The organism is Neobacillus sp. NRS-1170 (genome assembly GCF_050468025.1).
This window is the reverse complement of record NZ_JBITPF010000025.1, coordinates 63,329-80,086: the sequence shown is the minus strand read 5'-3', so window position 1 is coordinate 80,086 and position 16,758 is coordinate 63,329. Positions and strand designations below refer to the sequence as shown.

The following is a 16,758-nucleotide window of genomic DNA, read 5'->3' as shown; positions in this document are numbered from 1 at the left end:
CCTTAATACTCCAACACTTCCCGTTTGGTGACAAAGCTGACGATCGCAGATAAGGCGAATGAGAATAGAAAGATCACCACACCAATCGCCATACCATAACCATAGGAAGAATTGGTATAAGCCTGCTTATACATATAGCTTAAAAAGACTTCCGTCGCTCCATCAGGTCCGCCGCCGGTCATTGCTTGGACGAGTAGAAAACTTAAATTTATCGTACTAATTATGAAGAAGGTTAACGTTGTCCGGATGTTATTCCAAATTAACGGCAGGGTAATACTGAAAAATTGCCTAATCCTTCCTGCACCTTCCAAGGCAGAAGCCTCATAAAAACTTTCCGGAATACTGGCCATACTTGACATGTACATGACCATATAATAGCCAATTGCCTGCCAGACGAGCGCACCGCCGATGCTGTAGATAGCAATCTTTTGATTGCCGAGCCACATTTTTTGCAAGTGTTCGAGGTTAAATAATGCAAGTAAATTATTCAACAAACCTGTTGTCGGGTCATAAACCGCAGAGAAAATACCAGCAATGACCACCACCGATAAGATATTAGGGATATAGAAAATAATTCGGAAAATACTGTTGCCTCTCATCTTTTCTCTCGTTAACAAAGTGGCAAACAAGATGGCCGCCACCATGGTGAGGAGTGTAACGATTACAATCAATACAATACTATTTTGAAGAGATCGGAAGAAGTTCATATCATTCCACAGAATTTTGAAGTTTTCGAGCCCGACAAATACCTTATTATTAGAAAATCCGCCCCACTTATATAAAGACATCCTGAACACCTGAATCGTAGGAATAATCATAAAAATGGTTAACAAAATTAGTGCAGGTATCGTACAAACAAAGATAAAAATCCTTTTTTCTGTCGTTTTATTCATGACTATCACCTCGATTAATAAATATAACGGTGAGGAAGATTTCTCACCGTTATACGAGTGAATTATTATTTTAATGCTGACCGTAATTGGTCACTCACCTTTTCAACGGCATTTTGCCAATCTTTTACCTTCTTATCTCCAGAAACAATACTGTCGACCGATCTGAATAATGTATCTGCCATGCTGACACCCTCAACAGCTTCTGTTGCAGCAAATCCACCCATACCTGCCTTTGCTCCGGAATCATAAATACTATAGAATAGTTTATTGTCACCCGTCAGCTTTTCAGAGATTCCTTCTATTGGCTGAATCGCACCAGCTTCTGCAAATATTTCAGCTGCTTTATCCGAGTACACAAACGTTAAGAAATCCTTTGCTGCGTCTTTATTTTTCGCTTGGGCCGGCACCCACATTTGTTCAAAGAACGTAAAGGCATAGCGGTCACCGCCATCTTCAATAGCCGGCAACGCTGTCATTCCCCATTCAAAGCCATCAGCTCTTGGGGCATCTTTCATTTCGCCCACGACCCACGTACCATTTGGCATAAACAGTGCTTTATTATCGAGAATCAATTGCTGGTTTTTTGTAAAGTCTTTGTCATTGGCATTGGCAACGGTTGTTGGCGCCGTGTATTTCGCTAATTTACCGACAATCTCAAAGACTTTCGTTGCTTCTGGAGATTCCCAAATGCCATCTTCATATTTCATTGCTTTATTGTAGAAATCAGGTCCGCCCACTTCTAATAGTAAGGAATAGAAGAAGGCATCAAAGTAACCTGTCGTAGGATACGTAAATAAAGAGATTCCTTCCGCTTTTGCTTTATCACCTAATGCCCACATCTCATCCCAAGTCTTTGGTACTTCCCAGCCTTTTTCTTTTAATAAGGCAGCATTGTAGAATAACCCTGTTGGACTATAGAACATCGGTGCCATATACGTTTTGCCATCATTATATGGATTTGTGGCGAGTGTATCAGTGAAACCTGGGACCAGCTTATCCATTACTTTGACGTCCTCGCCATAAACATTTTTATCCAAAACATCTGTAATGTTTTCTAATGCTTTATCTTTAATTAATGTTTCGGTCAGTGCCAGTTTTCTTCCAGTTGCCAATAACACTACGTCAGGATAGTTCCCCGCTTTCATATTCGGGCTGATGACTTCTTCAAGATTTTTATCTGCCGTCAACTCAACCTTAACATTCGGATTAGCCTCTTCATAAGCTTGTGCCACTTTGGTCCACATATCTTTCCCATAAGCTGATTCAAGTGCTGCAATGTGAAGAGTTTGGTTCTTACCTGAATCTTTACCTTCCTTCGAGTCATCTACCTTTGAGGTTTCACTACTCTGACAAGCTATTAAACTAAGAGATAATAACGCTGTCATTCCTGACAAAAAAAGCTTCTTTTTTATCTTCATCTTGACCCTCCTCTTTCTATTCCCTTTATGGGTAAATTATAAGGGAGGTAAAAACGCTTTCACAATAAACATCTTGTTCTGTTTTTTAGATATCTTGCTTTCCGTTGTAATAATTCACTAAAATATCTATAATATGGAGAAAAGTGTCTATAAAGGAGGGGTTTATTTGTCCAATGAGGTTTATGAAGTTCCAAATTCAGAACGAGGCCATCTTCCTATCAAACTTCTCTATGTAACAAAAGCAAAATTTGATAAAGATTGGCATAGTACGAATCATACTCATCACTTTACAGAAATTTTGTATATTACCAAGGGGAAGGGAACTTTTATCTATTCAAAAGAGGAAGTCCCCATCAAAGAGCATGATTTAATTGTCATTAATCCCAATATCGAGCACACCGAAAAGTCCGGCCCCGATTACCCGCTCGAATATATTGCACTTGGTATCCAGGGCCTTGCTTTTTCATCACCAGATGACCCTGGGATACAGGCCACTTTTTTTAATTATAAAGAGGAGCATAAGGTCTATCTCTTTTACCTCCAGCAATTGATGGAGGAAGTGGAAAATCAAAAGGAAGATTATGAGTTGATCATCCACAATATTTTAGAAATCCTACTACTTAAAATGATGAGAAAAAAGACTTTTAACCTTGAGAAGACCTCTTCTGAAAAGATTAGTAAAGATGTGGCATTTATCAAAAATTATATTAAGCAGCATTTTCGCGAAGAGATTAATTTAGATACTCTTGCAGAGGTTGGTCATATCAATAAATACTACCTTTCCCACTCCTTCAAGAAAGCATTCGGCGTTTCACCGATTGAATATTTAATTCAAATCCGTATCCGGGAAAGTAAAATTTTGTTAGAAACTACCAATTACCCAATTTCTAGTATATCAGCCATTACCGGCTTTTCTTCTCAGTCATTCTTTGCACAATCCTTTAAGCGTGTAACGGATCTATCACCTTCACAATACCGGAATGCCAAAAACTCCAAGAAAAACAAAACTAGAAAATCAAAAGTAACAAATGAAGAAGTGATGCAAATCACGTCACAATAGACTTCCTTTCTTATCAACCTTCCTAGTATAATTAGGCCAAAGACTAAAGGAGAATAAACTTTGGAAAAGGACCAAGCAATTTTATTATCAAATTATATTGAACAATCAAATTCATCCATCTACGAAATTAGAAAACTTGATACGGTCAACGGCACCCTTCCAAAGTTCCACCAGTGGACAAACGGAAAGAAAACGTTAGCTGCCTATGAGGTGACTCGTCCAGAAACCGACACTGGTTATTATTTTGTCTTTATTGATTGGCATCGCAATGATATTTATTATTTGGTGATTTATGCCCATGATAAATCGACGACAGTAGCCGAGCTGCGCCAAGTTCATGATATAGACGGTTCCCCGTACATTGTTTGGATGTATAAGCCGTTTAAACGTGACGGGAAAAACGATCAACGGAAAGCTTATTTTAAACAAATGTTTGGCTCCACTACCGTACAAATCAAACTCCCCGCATCAGTGGAAGAAGTAGACGGGTTTTATGACCACCTTTTTCGGTTATGTCAAAACCGAATAAAAGCGGACCAAATCGTTGACGTTTTTGACTTTTAATGGCAAGTCCATAAGAAAAAGTGAGGCTGCTTCAGCCTCACTTTTTCTTATAATACTTTACTCAAAAATGACTTGGTCCGGTCTTCTTTCGGATTTTCGAATAATTCCTTTGGAACGTTTTCTTCAACGACAACTCCACCGTCCATAAAAATGACGCGGTCTCCCACTTCTTTTGCAAAGCCCATTTCATGTGTGACAACGACCATTGTCATACCTTCTTTGGCCAATTGCTTCATAACTTCTAATACCTCACCGACCATTTCCGGGTCAAGCGCGGAGGTTGGTTCATCGAAAAGCATAATCTTTGGTTCCATCGCAAGCGCCCTGGCAATCGCTACACGCTGCTTTTGTCCACCTGATAAGGAATCCGGATAAGCATCTGCTTTATCCTCTAAGCCAACTTTTCTTAGAAGTTCTAAACCTTTTGCCTTCGCTTTTTCTGCCGGCACATTTCTTACCTTCATTGGAGCCAGCATAATATTTTCAATTACCGATTTATGAGGGAACAGGTTAAATTGCTGGAATACCATGCCCACTTCTGTCCGCACTTTGTTGATATCCGTCTTTTTATCGGTCAAATCGATTCCTTCAATATAGACATGGCCGCCCGTAATCGTCTCAAGCATATTTAAGCAGCGCAGAAATGTTGATTTTCCAGAACCTGAAGGTCCAATCACCACCACTACCTCTTGCGGCTTTACAGAAACATTAATATCTTTGAGAACTTCATTGCTTCCAAATGACTTTTTTAATTTTTCTACTTTTATCATTCGGTTGCCAGCCTCCTTTCAAGGCGCGTTAACAGAAAGCTTAAAGAAAGGGTTAATACCAGATAAATAATCGCGGCCGTTACATACGGCTCCCAGACACGAAAATATTGTCCCTGCATCGCTTTCCCCCAATACATTAGCTCTGGGGCGGCAACGATTGATGCCAGCGATGATTCTTTAATCAACACGACAAATTCATTTCCCAGCGGAGGAATCATTCGTTTAACTGCCTGCGGCAGGATCACATGGCGCATAGCTTGTACATGATTCATCCCGAGTGAGCGGGCTGCCTCCATTTGCCCCCGATCAATCGATTGGATACCGGCGCGGAAAATTTCAGCGATATAGGCTGCTGCATTTAAAGAAAGGGTTACAATAGCTGCCACGATCGCGTTTGTTTCCCCGAGAAAAAGGGGTACAACTGCAAAGTGTATTAATAAAATTTGTACAAGTAAAGGCGTCCCTCTAAAGCAGGTAACGTACACACTAAACGGTAATGCGAGAAGCTTATTTCTCATCATTTTCCCTAATCCAATAAACAGGCCAAGTATAGTTCCTATTAAAATACTTGCAATTGAAAGTCCTATCGTTAATAACGTTCCTTTAAGAAAAAATGGAGCATATTCAGCTAAAATGTCCCATCTAATATCCATCTAACATCCCCCTGCCTATTCATCATGAAGCCTGTTTCAGCAATATAACCAAAAATTGCGTAACTGCTATTAATTGAGTTACGCAATTTCCTGTTGTTAACGGTTCTTATTCTTTTGGTAATTTACTTAAATCTGGATCTACTTTAAACCACTTCTTGTAAATTTTTGCATACTCCCCATTTTCCATAAGGGTATTAATCGCTTTATCCAAATCTGCTTTCAGCTTGCTTCCTTTTGGCAGCATTAGTCCGTAAAACTCCTGTGCAAAAGCAGCAGAATCCTCAATGACAACAAAGTTATCTTTTGGATTGTTTAAAACGTATTGTTCAATAACAGTGTTATCGGCAACAACCGCATCCGCTCCGCCGCTTTTCATTTCTTGAATGGCTAGATTGTTATTTTCAAATTTTTTGATTTTCTCATTATTTTTACCAAGAAGACCTTCAACCGCTTCCTGACCAGTCGTTGCATTTTGAACGGCAATTGTTTTATTGTTTTTCAAATCTGCCCCGCTCTTAATATCGCTGTTTTTTGGAACAAGAATCTTGTTGGTAGATAGGAAATATGGTCTTGTAAAATCATATGATTGCTTTCTTTCATCGTTAATGGTAATCGCTGACATACCGATATCCGCTGTTTTCTTGTCTAATTCCACAAATAAAGGATCCCATCCTACATTCTCAATCTTAATTTTTAATCCAGCTTCTTTGGCAACTGCATTCATAAAATCAACATCAAACCCGACTACTTTTCCTTTATCCATGTATTCAAATGGCGCATAAGCTGCATCCGTTACGACCTTTAGAGTTTTGTCATCACTGCTGCCTCCAGTCGTTTTGCTCGTCCCGCACGCAGAAAGAATAAAAACAAATGCGGCTATTAATACACTAGAAATAATTTTCATTTTTTTCATCTTTTGACCTCCTAAATATTTTATTATAAAAACAATTTTACCAAACATTAATAATATTTTGAATAAAAATAAATATAATTTTTTATGGAATTTTATTCATTATTTTAATTTATTACTATACTAATAGGGTAAAGTGAAATATCAACATATTATTCTAGGAAAAATATTCTCATTTTTTTCCTTTTCTTTTAGTTCAGACTGGGAGAAATAAGTTTTAGGAGTATATAGGCATTCGCCGTCTCTCTCCGCGAATAACTACATAATTTATAGGGTATCTATTACCAAAAGGAGAGTTGCCCGATGAATCCATATGGTTATTACCAAGTTCCTCAAGCCCCCGTTGAATATAACCCTTACGGACAAATAAACCAGTATCCACAAGCATTGCCTTACTCACAGCCAGAGTATTATGATTATGATTATGATTATGAACCTGATAGACAACCACAGCAAATAGAGCGCCGCCTCAATCAACTTGAAAGGCAAAATGAGCGCCAAGAGAGGGAAATTAACCAACTTCAACGCCGGCTTCAGCGCGTTAATCAACGGCTTCGTGTCTTGGAAAGAAGATTTAACATTCCATTTACACCTTTTGATGGAGAATTCTAAAAAATACAGAACTGGGCAATTGCCCGGTTCTTTTTTTGTGAGAATCACTTTCAAAACCAATCTATAGTGGAAAAAGGTTGTTAATTTATCTAACAGCTTCGCTGACAAACTGCAAAAATTCAGCTAAATTTTTCATTATAAACCATTGAAAGGGAGATTATTATGTATCAAAAGAATGACATTCAATTAGCTGAAAAAATCCTTAAATTAGATCAAATAAGAGATGAGTTGTATGAAGAATTAATGAAAACACTCGGTTCGAAAGCAAATGATCTTCTACGAACACTTCAAAATTGCTAATAAAGGAGAGGAGAAGGTTGGGAAAACATTTCAGGGAAGGAATAGAAAAGCTACGGAATTTTTATATTAAAAGACTGCTAGAATCAGGTATCCTTCAATCTTCTGACCCTAAACTTACCTCCCTTACTATAAGTGAACTGAAGGGTATTTACAAAAAAGCTTTTTCCCCTGACGACAAATAAAAATCAACTCCCTCAAAGTATATTTTTTCAAAATTTAATCATTTTTGTTCCAATTCCCCAGTTCATGTGAGAAAATATAACATAAAATATCGTATACGAAACAGTTTTATAGAATGCTAATATTGTGTGGTGATAGAAGTCATGGGAAATGACATGTCCTATAAAGATAAAAAGGTTATTACCATAGGGGTCGTCAGGGACCTGACCGGTCTTTCCGAACGTCAAATTCGCTATTACGAGGAAAGAAAATTGATTTTCCCTGAAAGAACACCAGGCGGCAGCCGAAAATACTCCTTTGCCGACGTAGAGCTGTTGGTGGAAATCGCCAACAAAATTGAAGACGGCGTCCAGACACATGAAATCCGAAAGGAAATGCTGCGAGCCCAAAAGAAACAAAACCAAGAAGATGTCAGAAGAAAGATGATCCAAGGACAACTGAACGCCCAGTTTGGATTACGGAAAGGACCAACTTCCTAACAGAAGTTGGTCTTTTTTTGGCAAAAGCAAAAAACCATGTGAGGTATTCTAACAAACTTATAGAAACATCCTCCTCATCCATGTAAAAATACAACTACACCGAATGTTAAGAAAATTAACATAGTCAAAAGGAGGAGTATTAATGGATACTGTATTCTTGATGAACAGTTTGTGGGTCATGCTGGGAGCTGTCCTTGTCATTTTAATGATTGGAGGGTTCATCCTATTAGAAACCGGTTCAACCCGTATGAAAAATGCCGGGCACATTGCCGGCAAAACAATCCTTACATTTGGAATTGGCTCGATTGTGTTTTGGGCTGTGGGCTTTGGGTTAATTTTTGGAAAGGGCAATTCCCTGATCGGCTTTTCCGATTTCTTTTACTCAGGCTATGATATCGATAGTTTATCACTCTCTGGTTCTGTTTTCTTTTTATTTCAGTTGGCCTTTGCAGGCATATCGCTAACGATAGCATTTGGCGGATTTGCCGAACGCGCTAAATTAGGGGCTTACCTAGTATTCGCTGTTCTTTTCTCTCTAATCGTTTACCCTCCAATCGCTCATTGGATTTGGGGCGGCGGCTGGTTAGCAGAGCACGGCAAACAAGACTTTGCCGGGTCCACCGTAGTACATTTAACTGGAGCAATGGCAGCCTTAGCCGCAACCATTATCTTAAAACCAAGGATTGGTAAATATAATAAAGATGGATCCGCTAATAATCTAGCTGGACATAACCAAGTGTTTACAGCCTTAAGTGTATTACTTTTATGGGTTGGTTGGTTTGGATTTAATGCCGGCAGTACTTTATCCGTTGACAAAGGATTCTTCGGCTTCGTTGCCCTCAATACCAATTTGGCAGCCGCCGCCGGTACTGTAGCTGCCATGATTATTTCGTGGATGGTTTTAGGAAAAGCTGATGTTCCAATGATGCTAAACGGTGCTTTGGCAGGATTAGTTGCTATTACTGCATCCTGTGCTTTTGTTGATACTTGGGCAGCTGTCGTGATTGGCTTTATCTCAGGAATTCTTGTTTTTTACAGCATCCGCTTTTTTGAAAAAAGAAAAATCGATGATCCGATTGCTGCGTTATCAGTTCATGGAACAGCTGGAGTATGGGGTACATTATCTACTGGCTTCTTTGCAACCAAAGAATTAGCAACCGTTGGTCAGCCCGGATTATTTTACGGCGGCGGCCTGCATCAGTTAGGGGTTCAAGCAATAGGTGTTCTTGCCTGCGGCGCTTTTGCCTTTATCGTATCATTCATTCTTCTATCCATTATGAAAGCATTCATGAACGGACTTCGCGTTTCGGAAGAAGAAGAAATCATTGGGCTTGATATGAGCGAACACGGCAGTTACGGCTACCCTGAATTAATGAAGGCAGAACAAAAACTAAACGCATAAATTTTTCCTTTACCATGCTTCCTGCCCTGCGATTTTTTGGGGCGGGGGTTAAATTAAAGAAATGCGGTGAAACGGATGGGGGACTCCAGCTACTTAGAGATTAGAAATTATAGGGATAGCCGGATCGGAGAGGTTTCTCGCGACCACTTTAGGCTAAATGATTTCCATGATGAAATCATGAGACAAGTTATCGAATTAGCCGTCTGCCGAACAAAAGAAAAGTATGGTCCCCTTCCCTGTTCCTTTTCTTTTTTTGTCATGGGCAGCGCTGGTAGATTTGAACAGTCTATTTGGAGTGACCAAGACAACGGGATCATTTATCAAGAAGTAAGCCCAGAATCACAAGCCTATTTTTTGAAGTTAGGAATGGAGATTACCGCAGGATTATATCTGGCAGGGTACGATTACTGTGATGGCGGTGTTATGGCCAACAATCCTATTTGGTGTAAATCCATGTTCGAATGGCAGCAGCAACTAACAAATTGGCTTTTAGACTCCTCATGGGAATCCATACGGTATTTACTCATTTTTATCGATGGAAGATCCATATATGGAGAGAATAAATATATCGAAAAACTAAAAACAATCGTCTATCAAACAGTCCATAAAGAACAGCTTATCTCTAAGGTTTTAGGAAATACATTATACATTAAGAAAGGAGTAAACGTACTCGGAAATTTATTAGTTGAAACACACGGTCCGTATGCCGGTTCTCTCAATCTAAAAGAAGTAGGGCTCTTTCCATATGTTAATGCTGTACGACTTCTAGCGATTAAAGCGAATGTGACCGGAACCTCCACCCTTTCGAGACTCGGCCAGATGCAAGAGGCAGGGCTTTCTTCAATTGAAAAGGACTTATATAAAAAGCGGTTTTTACAATTACTAAACTACCGGCTTTTATATGGAAATCACACTGACTATAAATCTGGACATTATATTCCCATTCAAATCCTCAGCAAAGAGCAAAATAAGGAGTTAAAAACCATTATAAGAAACGGTGCTGCCTTCTTTCGATTAGTAAGAAGATTAATAGAAAAGGATGATTAAAAGTGGGAATGAATGAGATGTTCCAATTTTTTCGGCAAATTTCTGGAAAACTCAATTTGAATATTTATGCAGGAATACAAGGACAATCCACTCCACAACAGATGGCCTTTATTAGGAATCTGCAAAAAGAAATGAGACAAAAAAACACACTAGACTCCCCTCTTAACGAATTAAAAGTAGTTGTGTTTGATATAGAAACAACAGGATTTTATCCTGAAAAAGGAGATTACGTTCTATCCATTGGTGCCATTAAAATGAACGGGCCGATAATTGAAACCGCAGAAACTTTTTATTCACTAATAAAATCAGAGCTTTCACTATCTGCTGAAATTGCCGCCTTAACCAATCTGCGTGAAGAAGAATTGCGAAAGGCACCGTCTGCTTCAGAAGTATTAATGCAGTTTTTCAAATTCGTTGACGGCGCTATCCTAGTCGCCCATCACTCCAATCATGAACAGGCATTTATGAAAAAAATAACCTGGGACTTTTTACGAACCAAATTTAATCATCGCATTATTGATACCTCTTTTTTAATCCGACTATCTGATCCCTATATGAAATCAATGCCGCTCGAAGACGTATGCGGCATTTGCGGGATTCAGATTAAGGATCGGCATCATGCTCTAGGAGATGCCGCTATGACTGCGCAGGTTTGGCGATATTATCTAGAGATAGCTCAAAAGAAAGGATTCTATAATTTAAGGGAGGTGTATGAATATCTTGCAAAGCTGGAATAGGTGAAAACGCTATTTTACAGTAGTGATTTCTGCTCCTGGGGACTAAATGCTGAAAAATGAAATTAATCCGGGTTTCCAACACTTTCAAGTTATTTTCCTCTGATTCTCCACCCCTCCTTTCTACCCCAAAAATACTCACTTAAAAAAATTTTCAAAAAATTTTTTCCTCTCCTTTTCCTTATCATGACAAGAATGAAAACGCTACCAATTATTTTGATTAATTTGAATTGTCTGATTTTTATATTGACCATGTTTCCGATTGGTTGTATGATTATCGTCAATAAGAAACTGATAGTAAATGATGCCTTTGTTCATCCCCCTACAACAGGGATGGGGCAAGGCTATTCTTTTAAAATGAGGATTTAATCGTTTAAAGCGGTTCATCATGAAAGAGGAGTGGTTAAGTTGGGAAGTCAATGGATTTTCCTTGGCGGCCAGTTCGTCAAGAAAGAGGATGCTGTCGTATCAGTATTTGACCATGGCTTTTTATATGGTGACGGAGTATTCGAAGGTATTCGCGTATATAGCGGGAACGTCTTCAGGCTCGATGCCCACCTGAAAAGGCTATATGAATCAGCTCAATCCATTATGTTGAAGATTCCATATACACAGGAGGAAATGACGGAGCTAATCGTGGAAACGATTAGAAAAAATCAGCTAGAAAGCGCCTATATTCGTCTCGTTGTTTCACGCGGTAAAGGGAATCTTGGACTGGACCCTTCTTCCTGCTCTAATCCAAACGTCATCATTATCGCTGAGGAATTAACCATGTATCCAAAGGAGTTTTATGAGCATGGAATCAAAATTGCCTCTGTTGCGAGCAGAAGAAATCGCCCAGATGTACTGAGCCCACAAATTAAATCGCTGAATTACTTAAATAATATCCTTGTTAAACTGGAGGCCAATCAAGTTGGCGTTCAAGAAGCTTTAATGCTAAATGATCAAGGTTATGTAACAGAAGGTTCAGCCGATAATATTTTTATTGTAAAAAATGGGGTTATCTATACTCCTCCCGTTTACTTAGGGGCATTAGAAGGCATTACCCGAAATGCCATTATTGATGTTGCTAGAGCAAAAGGTTTCGAGATAAGAGAAACTCCTTTCACAAGACATGATGTTTATGTGGCCGATGAAGTTTTCTTAACTGGTACAGCAGTCGAAGTTATTGCCGTCATTGAAGTAGATCGGCGAGTAATTAAAGACGGCAAGCCTGGAGAAATTACAAACCAATTATTAGAGGAATTTAGACGAATTGTCACAACGGACGGAGTGGCTTGTTACCCGACAGGCGCAAACCATGCCATCGTCAGTTAGGAGATAGAAAAATGCGAAGCGATATGATTAAAAAGGGGATTGACCGAGCTCCCCACCGCAGCCTATTATACGCAACCGGGGTAAAGACGAGTGACTTAGAAAAACCGTTTATCGGTGTCTGTAACTCGTATATTGATATTATCCCTGGACATAAACACCTTAATCATTTCGGTGAAATTGTAAAAGAAGCTATCCGGGAAGCAGGCGGAATTCCATTCGAATTTAATACGATTGGCGTTGATGACGGTATTGCCATGGGACATATTGGAATGCGTTATTCCCTTCCAAGCCGTGAAATCATCGCGGATAGTGCCGAAACAGTGATTAATGCCCATTGGTTTGACGGTGTTTTTTACATTCCAAACTGTGACAAAATCACTCCGGGAATGTTAATGGCAGCCGCCAGAACCAACGTCCCTTCTGTTTTTGTTTCTGGGGGTCCAATGGAAGCAGGTGTTTCCTCTTCTGGAAAGCAGCTTTCCCTCACTTCAGTATTTGAAGGAGTTGGTGCTTACCATAACGGTACCATTAGTCAGCAGCAGCTGTTAGATATCGAAACTCAGGCCTGCCCTACTTGCGGATCCTGTTCAGGGATGTTTACAGCCAATTCGATGAACTGTCTCATGGAAGTGCTCGGAATGACAGTTCCAGGAAATGGAACCATCGTAGCAACTTCAGAAGAAAGACATGAGTTAATTCGTCAGGCCGCAAGACATTTGATTGAATTAGTGAAAAAAGATGTTCGCCCTCGCGATATCATTACAAGAGAAGCAATTGATAATGCGTTCGCACTTGATATGGCAATGGGCGGTTCAACAAATACAGTGTTACATACACTAGCCATCGCCCATGAAGCCGGAATTGAATACGATCTCCGCGAAATTAACAAAATCGCTGAAAAAGTTCCTTATTTAGCAAAAATTATGCCAGCGTCTGATTATTCTATGGACGATGTTCATCGTGCAGGCGGTGTCAGTGCAATCATCAATGAGCTGTACCAAGTTGAAGGTGCTCTCCATGATAACTGCTTAACAATAACAGGAAAAACTCTTGCTGAAAATGTGAAGGAAGCAACAATCACAAATGAGGCTGTCATCCGGACAAAAGATAACCCATATAGCCCTGTTGGCGGCCTGTCCATCCTATATGGAAACATTGCACCTGATGGCGGTGTTATCAAAGTTGGAGCAGTAGATCCATCGATTAAGACCTTCCTTGGTGAAGCGATAGTTTTTGAATCACAGGAAGAAGCTCAAGAAAACATTAATAATGGGACTGTAAAGTCTGGCCATGTCGTTGTTATTCGATACGAAGGTCCAAAAGGCGGACCGGGGATGCCAGAAATGCTCGCACCTACTTCTGCAATTGCTGGACGCGGGTTAGCGAAAGAAGTTGCCCTCATTACCGATGGCCGTTTCTCTGGTGCAAGCCGTGGGATCTCAATCGGTCATATCTCACCGGAAGCAGCCGAAGGTGGTCCTATCGCCCTTGTTGAAAATGGCGACAAAATTTTAATTGATCTTGAAGCACGCTCCATTGAGCTTCTCGTAGATGAAGAGGTTTTAGCTGAAAGACGCTCCACTTGGGTTAAACCGGAACCAAAAATTAAATCTGGTTATCTTGCAAAATATGCAAAGCTTGTTACCTCTGCCAATACTGGCGGGATTATGAAAATATAAAGAATAGCATTTCAGGGATCCACTAGTACCTCTCCCCTTCCCAAGGAAGCTAAGGTACTAAAAGTGTAAGTGAAAATCATTTGACAAAAAAATATTATAAATCGATGACGGGAACAGGAATAAGAAACTGTATTTTCAGAGAGCTGGGGTTGCTGGAAGCCCAGTAATACAACTTATTCTGGTCTCATCCCTGAGTGTTAAGCTGAACATTTATAGTTAGTAGGCTTAATCGGGTGTTTTTCTTAAAGCACCTGTTACCAAAACGAAGCGTTTTTGTTTTTTATGTCGCTTCATAAGGCAGTATTCGTGAGGATACTGTAGAAACCGGGTGGTACCGAGAAAATGAAAGGCCTTTTCTCCCCGATTACTCTGCTTTTAATTTTTTAACTGCAGTTTATTCGGGAAGAATAGGGCCTTTTTTACTATGTTACAAAAATATTCAATTACCCTTAAGGAGGGAATACAAGGTGAAAGTAGAAGCAAAACTGGAATTCCAAACCAGTACCGCACCAAAAACAGGGGCAGACCTTCTCATTGATTTATTAATTAATGAAGGAGCTGACACCATTTTTGGTTATCCAGGTGGAGCTGTTCTGCCAATTTACGATGCTATTTATCGGGCAAAGGCGAGAATCAATCACGTTCTCTTCCGTCATGAGCAAGGCAGTATCCATGCTGCGGAAGGTTATGCACGAATTACTGGGAAACCAGGAGTCGTTCTCGCCACATCAGGACCTGGAGCAACGAACCTGGTGACAGGAATTACAGATGCTATGATGGACTCCTTACCGCTTGTGATTTTTACAGGACAGGTTGCGCGAAGCGTCATCGGAACGGATGCTTTCCAGGAAGCAGACGTAATGGCAATCACGACACCAATAACGAAGCATAATTATCAGGTCCAATCCATTTCCGACCTGCCAAGAATCGTGAAGGAGGCCTTCCATATTGCTTCTACCGGGCGTCCAGGACCAGTCCTAATCGATATTCCAAAGGATATTTCAGCCGGAGAACTATTCGAAGAACCACAAGAAGTAAGCATTCATTTGCCAGGTTATCAGCCGACTACTAAGCCAAACCCGCTTCAAATCAAAAAACTGGCAGATGCACTTGGAAAAGCGAAAAAGCCTCTCATTCTTGCAGGTGCAGGTGTTCTTCACGGCAAAGCTTCTGCAGAATTAACAGAATTTGCAGAAAAACATAAACTTCCTGTGGTAACAACATTGCTTGGTCTAGGAGCATTTCCAGCGAACAATCCTCTCTCTTTAGGAATGGGTGGAATGCATGGTACTTATAGCGCAAACATGGCAATGTATGAATGTGATTTGCTTATCAATATCGGTGCCCGTTTTGATGACCGTCTTACCGGTAACCTAAAACACTACGCACCAAATGCAAAAGTGGCCCATATTGACATTGATCCAGCTGAGATAGGGAAAAATGTTCCGACGCTTATTCCTATCGTTTCCGATGCGAAAGAAGCGTTAGTCGAGCTGCTCAATCAGACAGCTGAATCGCCCGAACACGAAGCATGGTTAGAGACGCTTAATAAATATAAAGCGGAATTCCCACTTTGGTATAAACATAATCCTAACGGTATGAGCCCGCAATGGCTGATTGAAGCAATCCATAAAGTTACAAATGGGGATGCCGTAGTAACAACTGATGTAGGCCAGCACCAGATGTGGGCCGCACAATATTACAATTTTGATCGACCACATCGCTGGGTCACCTCAGGCGGACTAGGAACGATGGGCTTCGGCTTCCCTGCCGCAATTGGAGCGCAGATGGCTTCTCCAGAAAGCACTGTTGTAGCAATTGTTGGCGATGCTGGTTTCCAAATGACCCTGCAGGAGCTTTCTGTAATTTATGAACAAAACCTGCCTATCAAAATCATTATTGTTAATAATGGAGCGCTTGGAATGGTTCGTCAGTGGCAAGAACTGCTGCATGGGAACCGCATTTCCGAATCGATTCTTCATTCACAGCCAGATTTTGTAAAGCTGGCAGAAAGCTATCATATTCGCGGGTTAAAGATTGAAACACAGGAAGAACTAATCACAAAGCTTCCGGAAGTATTTGCTTATGATGGTCCTGTTCTTATGGATTGTCGAGTTCTCCAGCAGGAAAAAGTTTTTCCAATGATTGCTCCGGGTAAAGGAATACACGAAATGATTGGGGTGAAACCATCATGAAACGAATTATCACTCTAACAGTTCAAGACCGCAGTGGTGTTTTGAATCGAGTTACTGGCCTGTTACAAAGGCGGCAATTTAATATTGAGAGTATTTCAGTTGGGAAAACCGAAACGGATGGAATCTCAAAAATGACTCTGGTTGTTGAAGTGGAAGACGACCAGCGCCTTGAGCAAGTTACCAAACAATTAAACAAGCAAATTGATGTTTTAAAAGTTTCCGATATTACGGATAAAGCAATCGTTGTACGGGAACTGGCACTTATAAAGGTGGCCAGCAGTTCACAGCTTCGCAGCGAAATCAACGGAATTATTGATCCTTTCCGCGCTTTGATTATCGATGTGAGTAAAGATAGTTTAGCCGTTCAAATTACAGGCCGCCCTGACAAAATCGATGCTTTGATAGAGTTGCTTCGACCTTTCGGCATTAAAGAAATTGCCAGAACAGGGCTGACAGCCTTCCAACGAGGTCATCAGCCACAAGTAAACGATCTACCAACATATTCACTATTAAAATAACTAATATATTTGAGAGGATGATTCATA

At 40.2% G+C, this 16,758-nt stretch carries 17 protein-coding genes; 12 read left to right on the top strand and 5 right to left on the bottom strand.

Annotated elements, in window-relative coordinates:
- Window positions 1-2: 2 nt before the first annotated feature.
- Window positions 3-893: a carbohydrate ABC transporter permease gene (locus ACIFOT_RS10640; protein ID WP_430064462.1), complete on the bottom strand. Its 891-nt coding sequence runs from the start codon at window positions 891-893 to the stop codon at window positions 3-5.
- A gap of 65 nt (window positions 894-958) precedes the next feature.
- Window positions 959-2,305, bottom strand: a complete 1,347-nt coding sequence (locus ACIFOT_RS10635; protein ID WP_430064632.1) for a carbohydrate ABC transporter substrate-binding protein — start codon at window positions 2,303-2,305, stop codon at window positions 959-961.
- A 172-nt stretch (window positions 2,306-2,477) separates the two neighbouring features.
- Between ACIFOT_RS10635 and ACIFOT_RS10630 the strand changes: the two genes are divergently transcribed.
- Window positions 2,478-3,371, top strand: a complete 894-nt coding sequence (locus ACIFOT_RS10630) for an AraC family transcriptional regulator (protein ID WP_430064461.1) — start codon at window positions 2,478-2,480, stop codon at window positions 3,369-3,371.
- Between the two features lie 60 nt (window positions 3,372-3,431).
- On the top strand, window positions 3,432-3,935 hold the full coding sequence (locus ACIFOT_RS10625; RefSeq protein ID WP_430064460.1) for a hypothetical protein: 504 nt from the start codon (window positions 3,432-3,434) through the stop codon (window positions 3,933-3,935).
- A 47-nt stretch (window positions 3,936-3,982) separates the two neighbouring features.
- On the opposite strand, the gene ACIFOT_RS10620 is transcribed toward ACIFOT_RS10625, so the two are convergent.
- The 3 genes from ACIFOT_RS10620 to ACIFOT_RS10610 form a co-directional block, all read right to left on the bottom strand.
- Window positions 3,983-4,705: an amino acid ABC transporter ATP-binding protein gene (locus ACIFOT_RS10620; RefSeq protein WP_430064459.1), complete on the bottom strand. Its 723-nt coding sequence runs from the start codon at window positions 4,703-4,705 to the stop codon at window positions 3,983-3,985.
- Window positions 4,702-5,358: an amino acid ABC transporter permease gene (locus ACIFOT_RS10615; RefSeq protein ID WP_430064458.1), complete on the bottom strand. Its 657-nt coding sequence runs from the start codon at window positions 5,356-5,358 to the stop codon at window positions 4,702-4,704. Before ACIFOT_RS10615 ends, ACIFOT_RS10620 begins: the two co-directional genes overlap by 4 nt.
- Window positions 5,359-5,464: 106 nt before the next feature.
- Window positions 5,465-6,271, bottom strand: coding sequence for a basic amino acid ABC transporter substrate-binding protein (locus tag ACIFOT_RS10610; RefSeq protein ID WP_430064457.1), 807 nt, complete (start codon window positions 6,269-6,271; stop codon window positions 5,465-5,467).
- Between the two features lie 300 nt (window positions 6,272-6,571).
- Between ACIFOT_RS10610 and ACIFOT_RS10605 the strand changes: the two genes are divergently transcribed.
- The 10 genes from ACIFOT_RS10605 to ilvN all read left to right on the top strand — a co-directional run bounded on the left by ACIFOT_RS10605 (window position 6,572) and on the right by ilvN (window position 16,731).
- The gene (locus ACIFOT_RS10605; protein WP_430064456.1) at window positions 6,572-6,880 is read left to right on the top strand and encodes a hypothetical protein; all 309 of its coding nucleotides are present in this window, start codon (window positions 6,572-6,574) and stop codon (window positions 6,878-6,880) included.
- Window positions 6,881-7,173: 293 nt separating this feature from the next.
- Entirely contained in the window at window positions 7,174-7,362 is a 189-nt protein-coding gene (locus ACIFOT_RS10600) for a Fur-regulated basic protein FbpA (RefSeq protein ID WP_430064455.1), read from the top strand.
- A 141-nt stretch (window positions 7,363-7,503) separates the two neighbouring features.
- Entirely contained in the window at window positions 7,504-7,839 is a 336-nt protein-coding gene (locus tag ACIFOT_RS10595; RefSeq protein WP_223589493.1) for a MerR family transcriptional regulator, read from the top strand.
- 142 nt (window positions 7,840-7,981) lie between these two features.
- The gene (locus ACIFOT_RS10590; protein WP_430064454.1) at window positions 7,982-9,241 is read left to right on the top strand and encodes an ammonium transporter; all 1,260 of its coding nucleotides are present in this window, start codon (window positions 7,982-7,984) and stop codon (window positions 9,239-9,241) included.
- Window positions 9,242-9,316: 75 nt separating this feature from the next.
- On the top strand, window positions 9,317-10,288 hold the full coding sequence (locus ACIFOT_RS10585; RefSeq protein WP_430064453.1) for a DUF294 nucleotidyltransferase-like domain-containing protein: 972 nt from the start codon (window positions 9,317-9,319) through the stop codon (window positions 10,286-10,288).
- 8 nt (window positions 10,289-10,296) lie between these two features.
- Window positions 10,297-11,025, top strand: coding sequence for an exonuclease domain-containing protein (locus ACIFOT_RS10580; RefSeq protein ID WP_430064631.1), 729 nt, complete (start codon window positions 10,297-10,299; stop codon window positions 11,023-11,025).
- A gap of 405 nt (window positions 11,026-11,430) precedes the next feature.
- Window positions 11,431-12,339 carry a branched-chain-amino-acid transaminase gene (gene ilvE, locus ACIFOT_RS10575; RefSeq protein ID WP_430064452.1) on the top strand — a complete coding sequence of 303 codons (909 nt, stop codon included), beginning with the start codon at window positions 11,431-11,433 and terminating at the stop codon, window positions 12,337-12,339.
- Window positions 12,340-12,350: 11 nt separating this feature from the next.
- Window positions 12,351-14,018: a dihydroxy-acid dehydratase gene (ilvD, locus tag ACIFOT_RS10570; protein WP_430064451.1), complete on the top strand. Its 1,668-nt coding sequence runs from the start codon at window positions 12,351-12,353 to the stop codon at window positions 14,016-14,018.
- 467 nt (window positions 14,019-14,485) lie between these two features.
- Window positions 14,486-16,213: an acetolactate synthase large subunit gene (gene ilvB / locus ACIFOT_RS10565; protein WP_430064450.1), complete on the top strand. Its 1,728-nt coding sequence runs from the start codon at window positions 14,486-14,488 to the stop codon at window positions 16,211-16,213.
- Complete coding sequence (gene ilvN / locus ACIFOT_RS10560) at window positions 16,210-16,731, top strand: acetolactate synthase small subunit (RefSeq protein ID WP_430064449.1); 522 nt, start codon at window positions 16,210-16,212, stop codon at window positions 16,729-16,731. Before ilvB ends, ilvN begins: the two co-directional genes overlap by 4 nt.
- The last annotated feature ends 27 nt before the right edge of the window (window positions 16,732-16,758 follow it).

What these genes read in the sequence shown, in the direction of transcription:
- ilvN (WP_430064449.1), top strand. Translation starts at nt 16,210, where the DNA reads ATGAAACGAATTATCACTCTAACAGTTCAAGACCGCAGTGGTGTTTTG.
- ACIFOT_RS10590 (WP_430064454.1), top strand. Translation starts at nt 7,982, where the DNA reads ATGGATACTGTATTCTTGATGAACAGTTTGTGGGTCATGCTGGGAGCT.
- ACIFOT_RS10605 (WP_430064456.1), top strand. Translation starts at nt 6,572, where the DNA reads ATGAATCCATATGGTTATTACCAAGTTCCTCAAGCCCCCGTTGAATAT.
- ACIFOT_RS10615 (WP_430064458.1), bottom strand. Translation starts at nt 5,358, where the DNA reads ATGGATATTAGATGGGACATTTTAGCTGAATATGCTCCATTTTTTCTT.
- ACIFOT_RS10640 (WP_430064462.1), bottom strand. Translation starts at nt 893, where the DNA reads ATGAATAAAACGACAGAAAAAAGGATTTTTATCTTTGTTTGTACGATA.
- ACIFOT_RS10620 (WP_430064459.1), bottom strand. Translation starts at nt 4,705, where the DNA reads ATGATAAAAGTAGAAAAATTAAAAAAGTCATTTGGAAGCAATGAAGTT.
- ACIFOT_RS10595 (WP_223589493.1), top strand. Translation starts at nt 7,504, where the DNA reads ATGGGAAATGACATGTCCTATAAAGATAAAAAGGTTATTACCATAGGG.
- ACIFOT_RS10580 (WP_430064631.1), top strand. Translation starts at nt 10,297, where the DNA reads ATGAATGAGATGTTCCAATTTTTTCGGCAAATTTCTGGAAAACTCAAT.
- ACIFOT_RS10585 (WP_430064453.1), top strand. Translation starts at nt 9,317, where the DNA reads ATGGGGGACTCCAGCTACTTAGAGATTAGAAATTATAGGGATAGCCGG.
- ACIFOT_RS10610 (WP_430064457.1), bottom strand. Translation starts at nt 6,271, where the DNA reads ATGAAAAAAATGAAAATTATTTCTAGTGTATTAATAGCCGCATTTGTT.
- ilvD (WP_430064451.1), top strand. Translation starts at nt 12,351, where the DNA reads ATGCGAAGCGATATGATTAAAAAGGGGATTGACCGAGCTCCCCACCGC.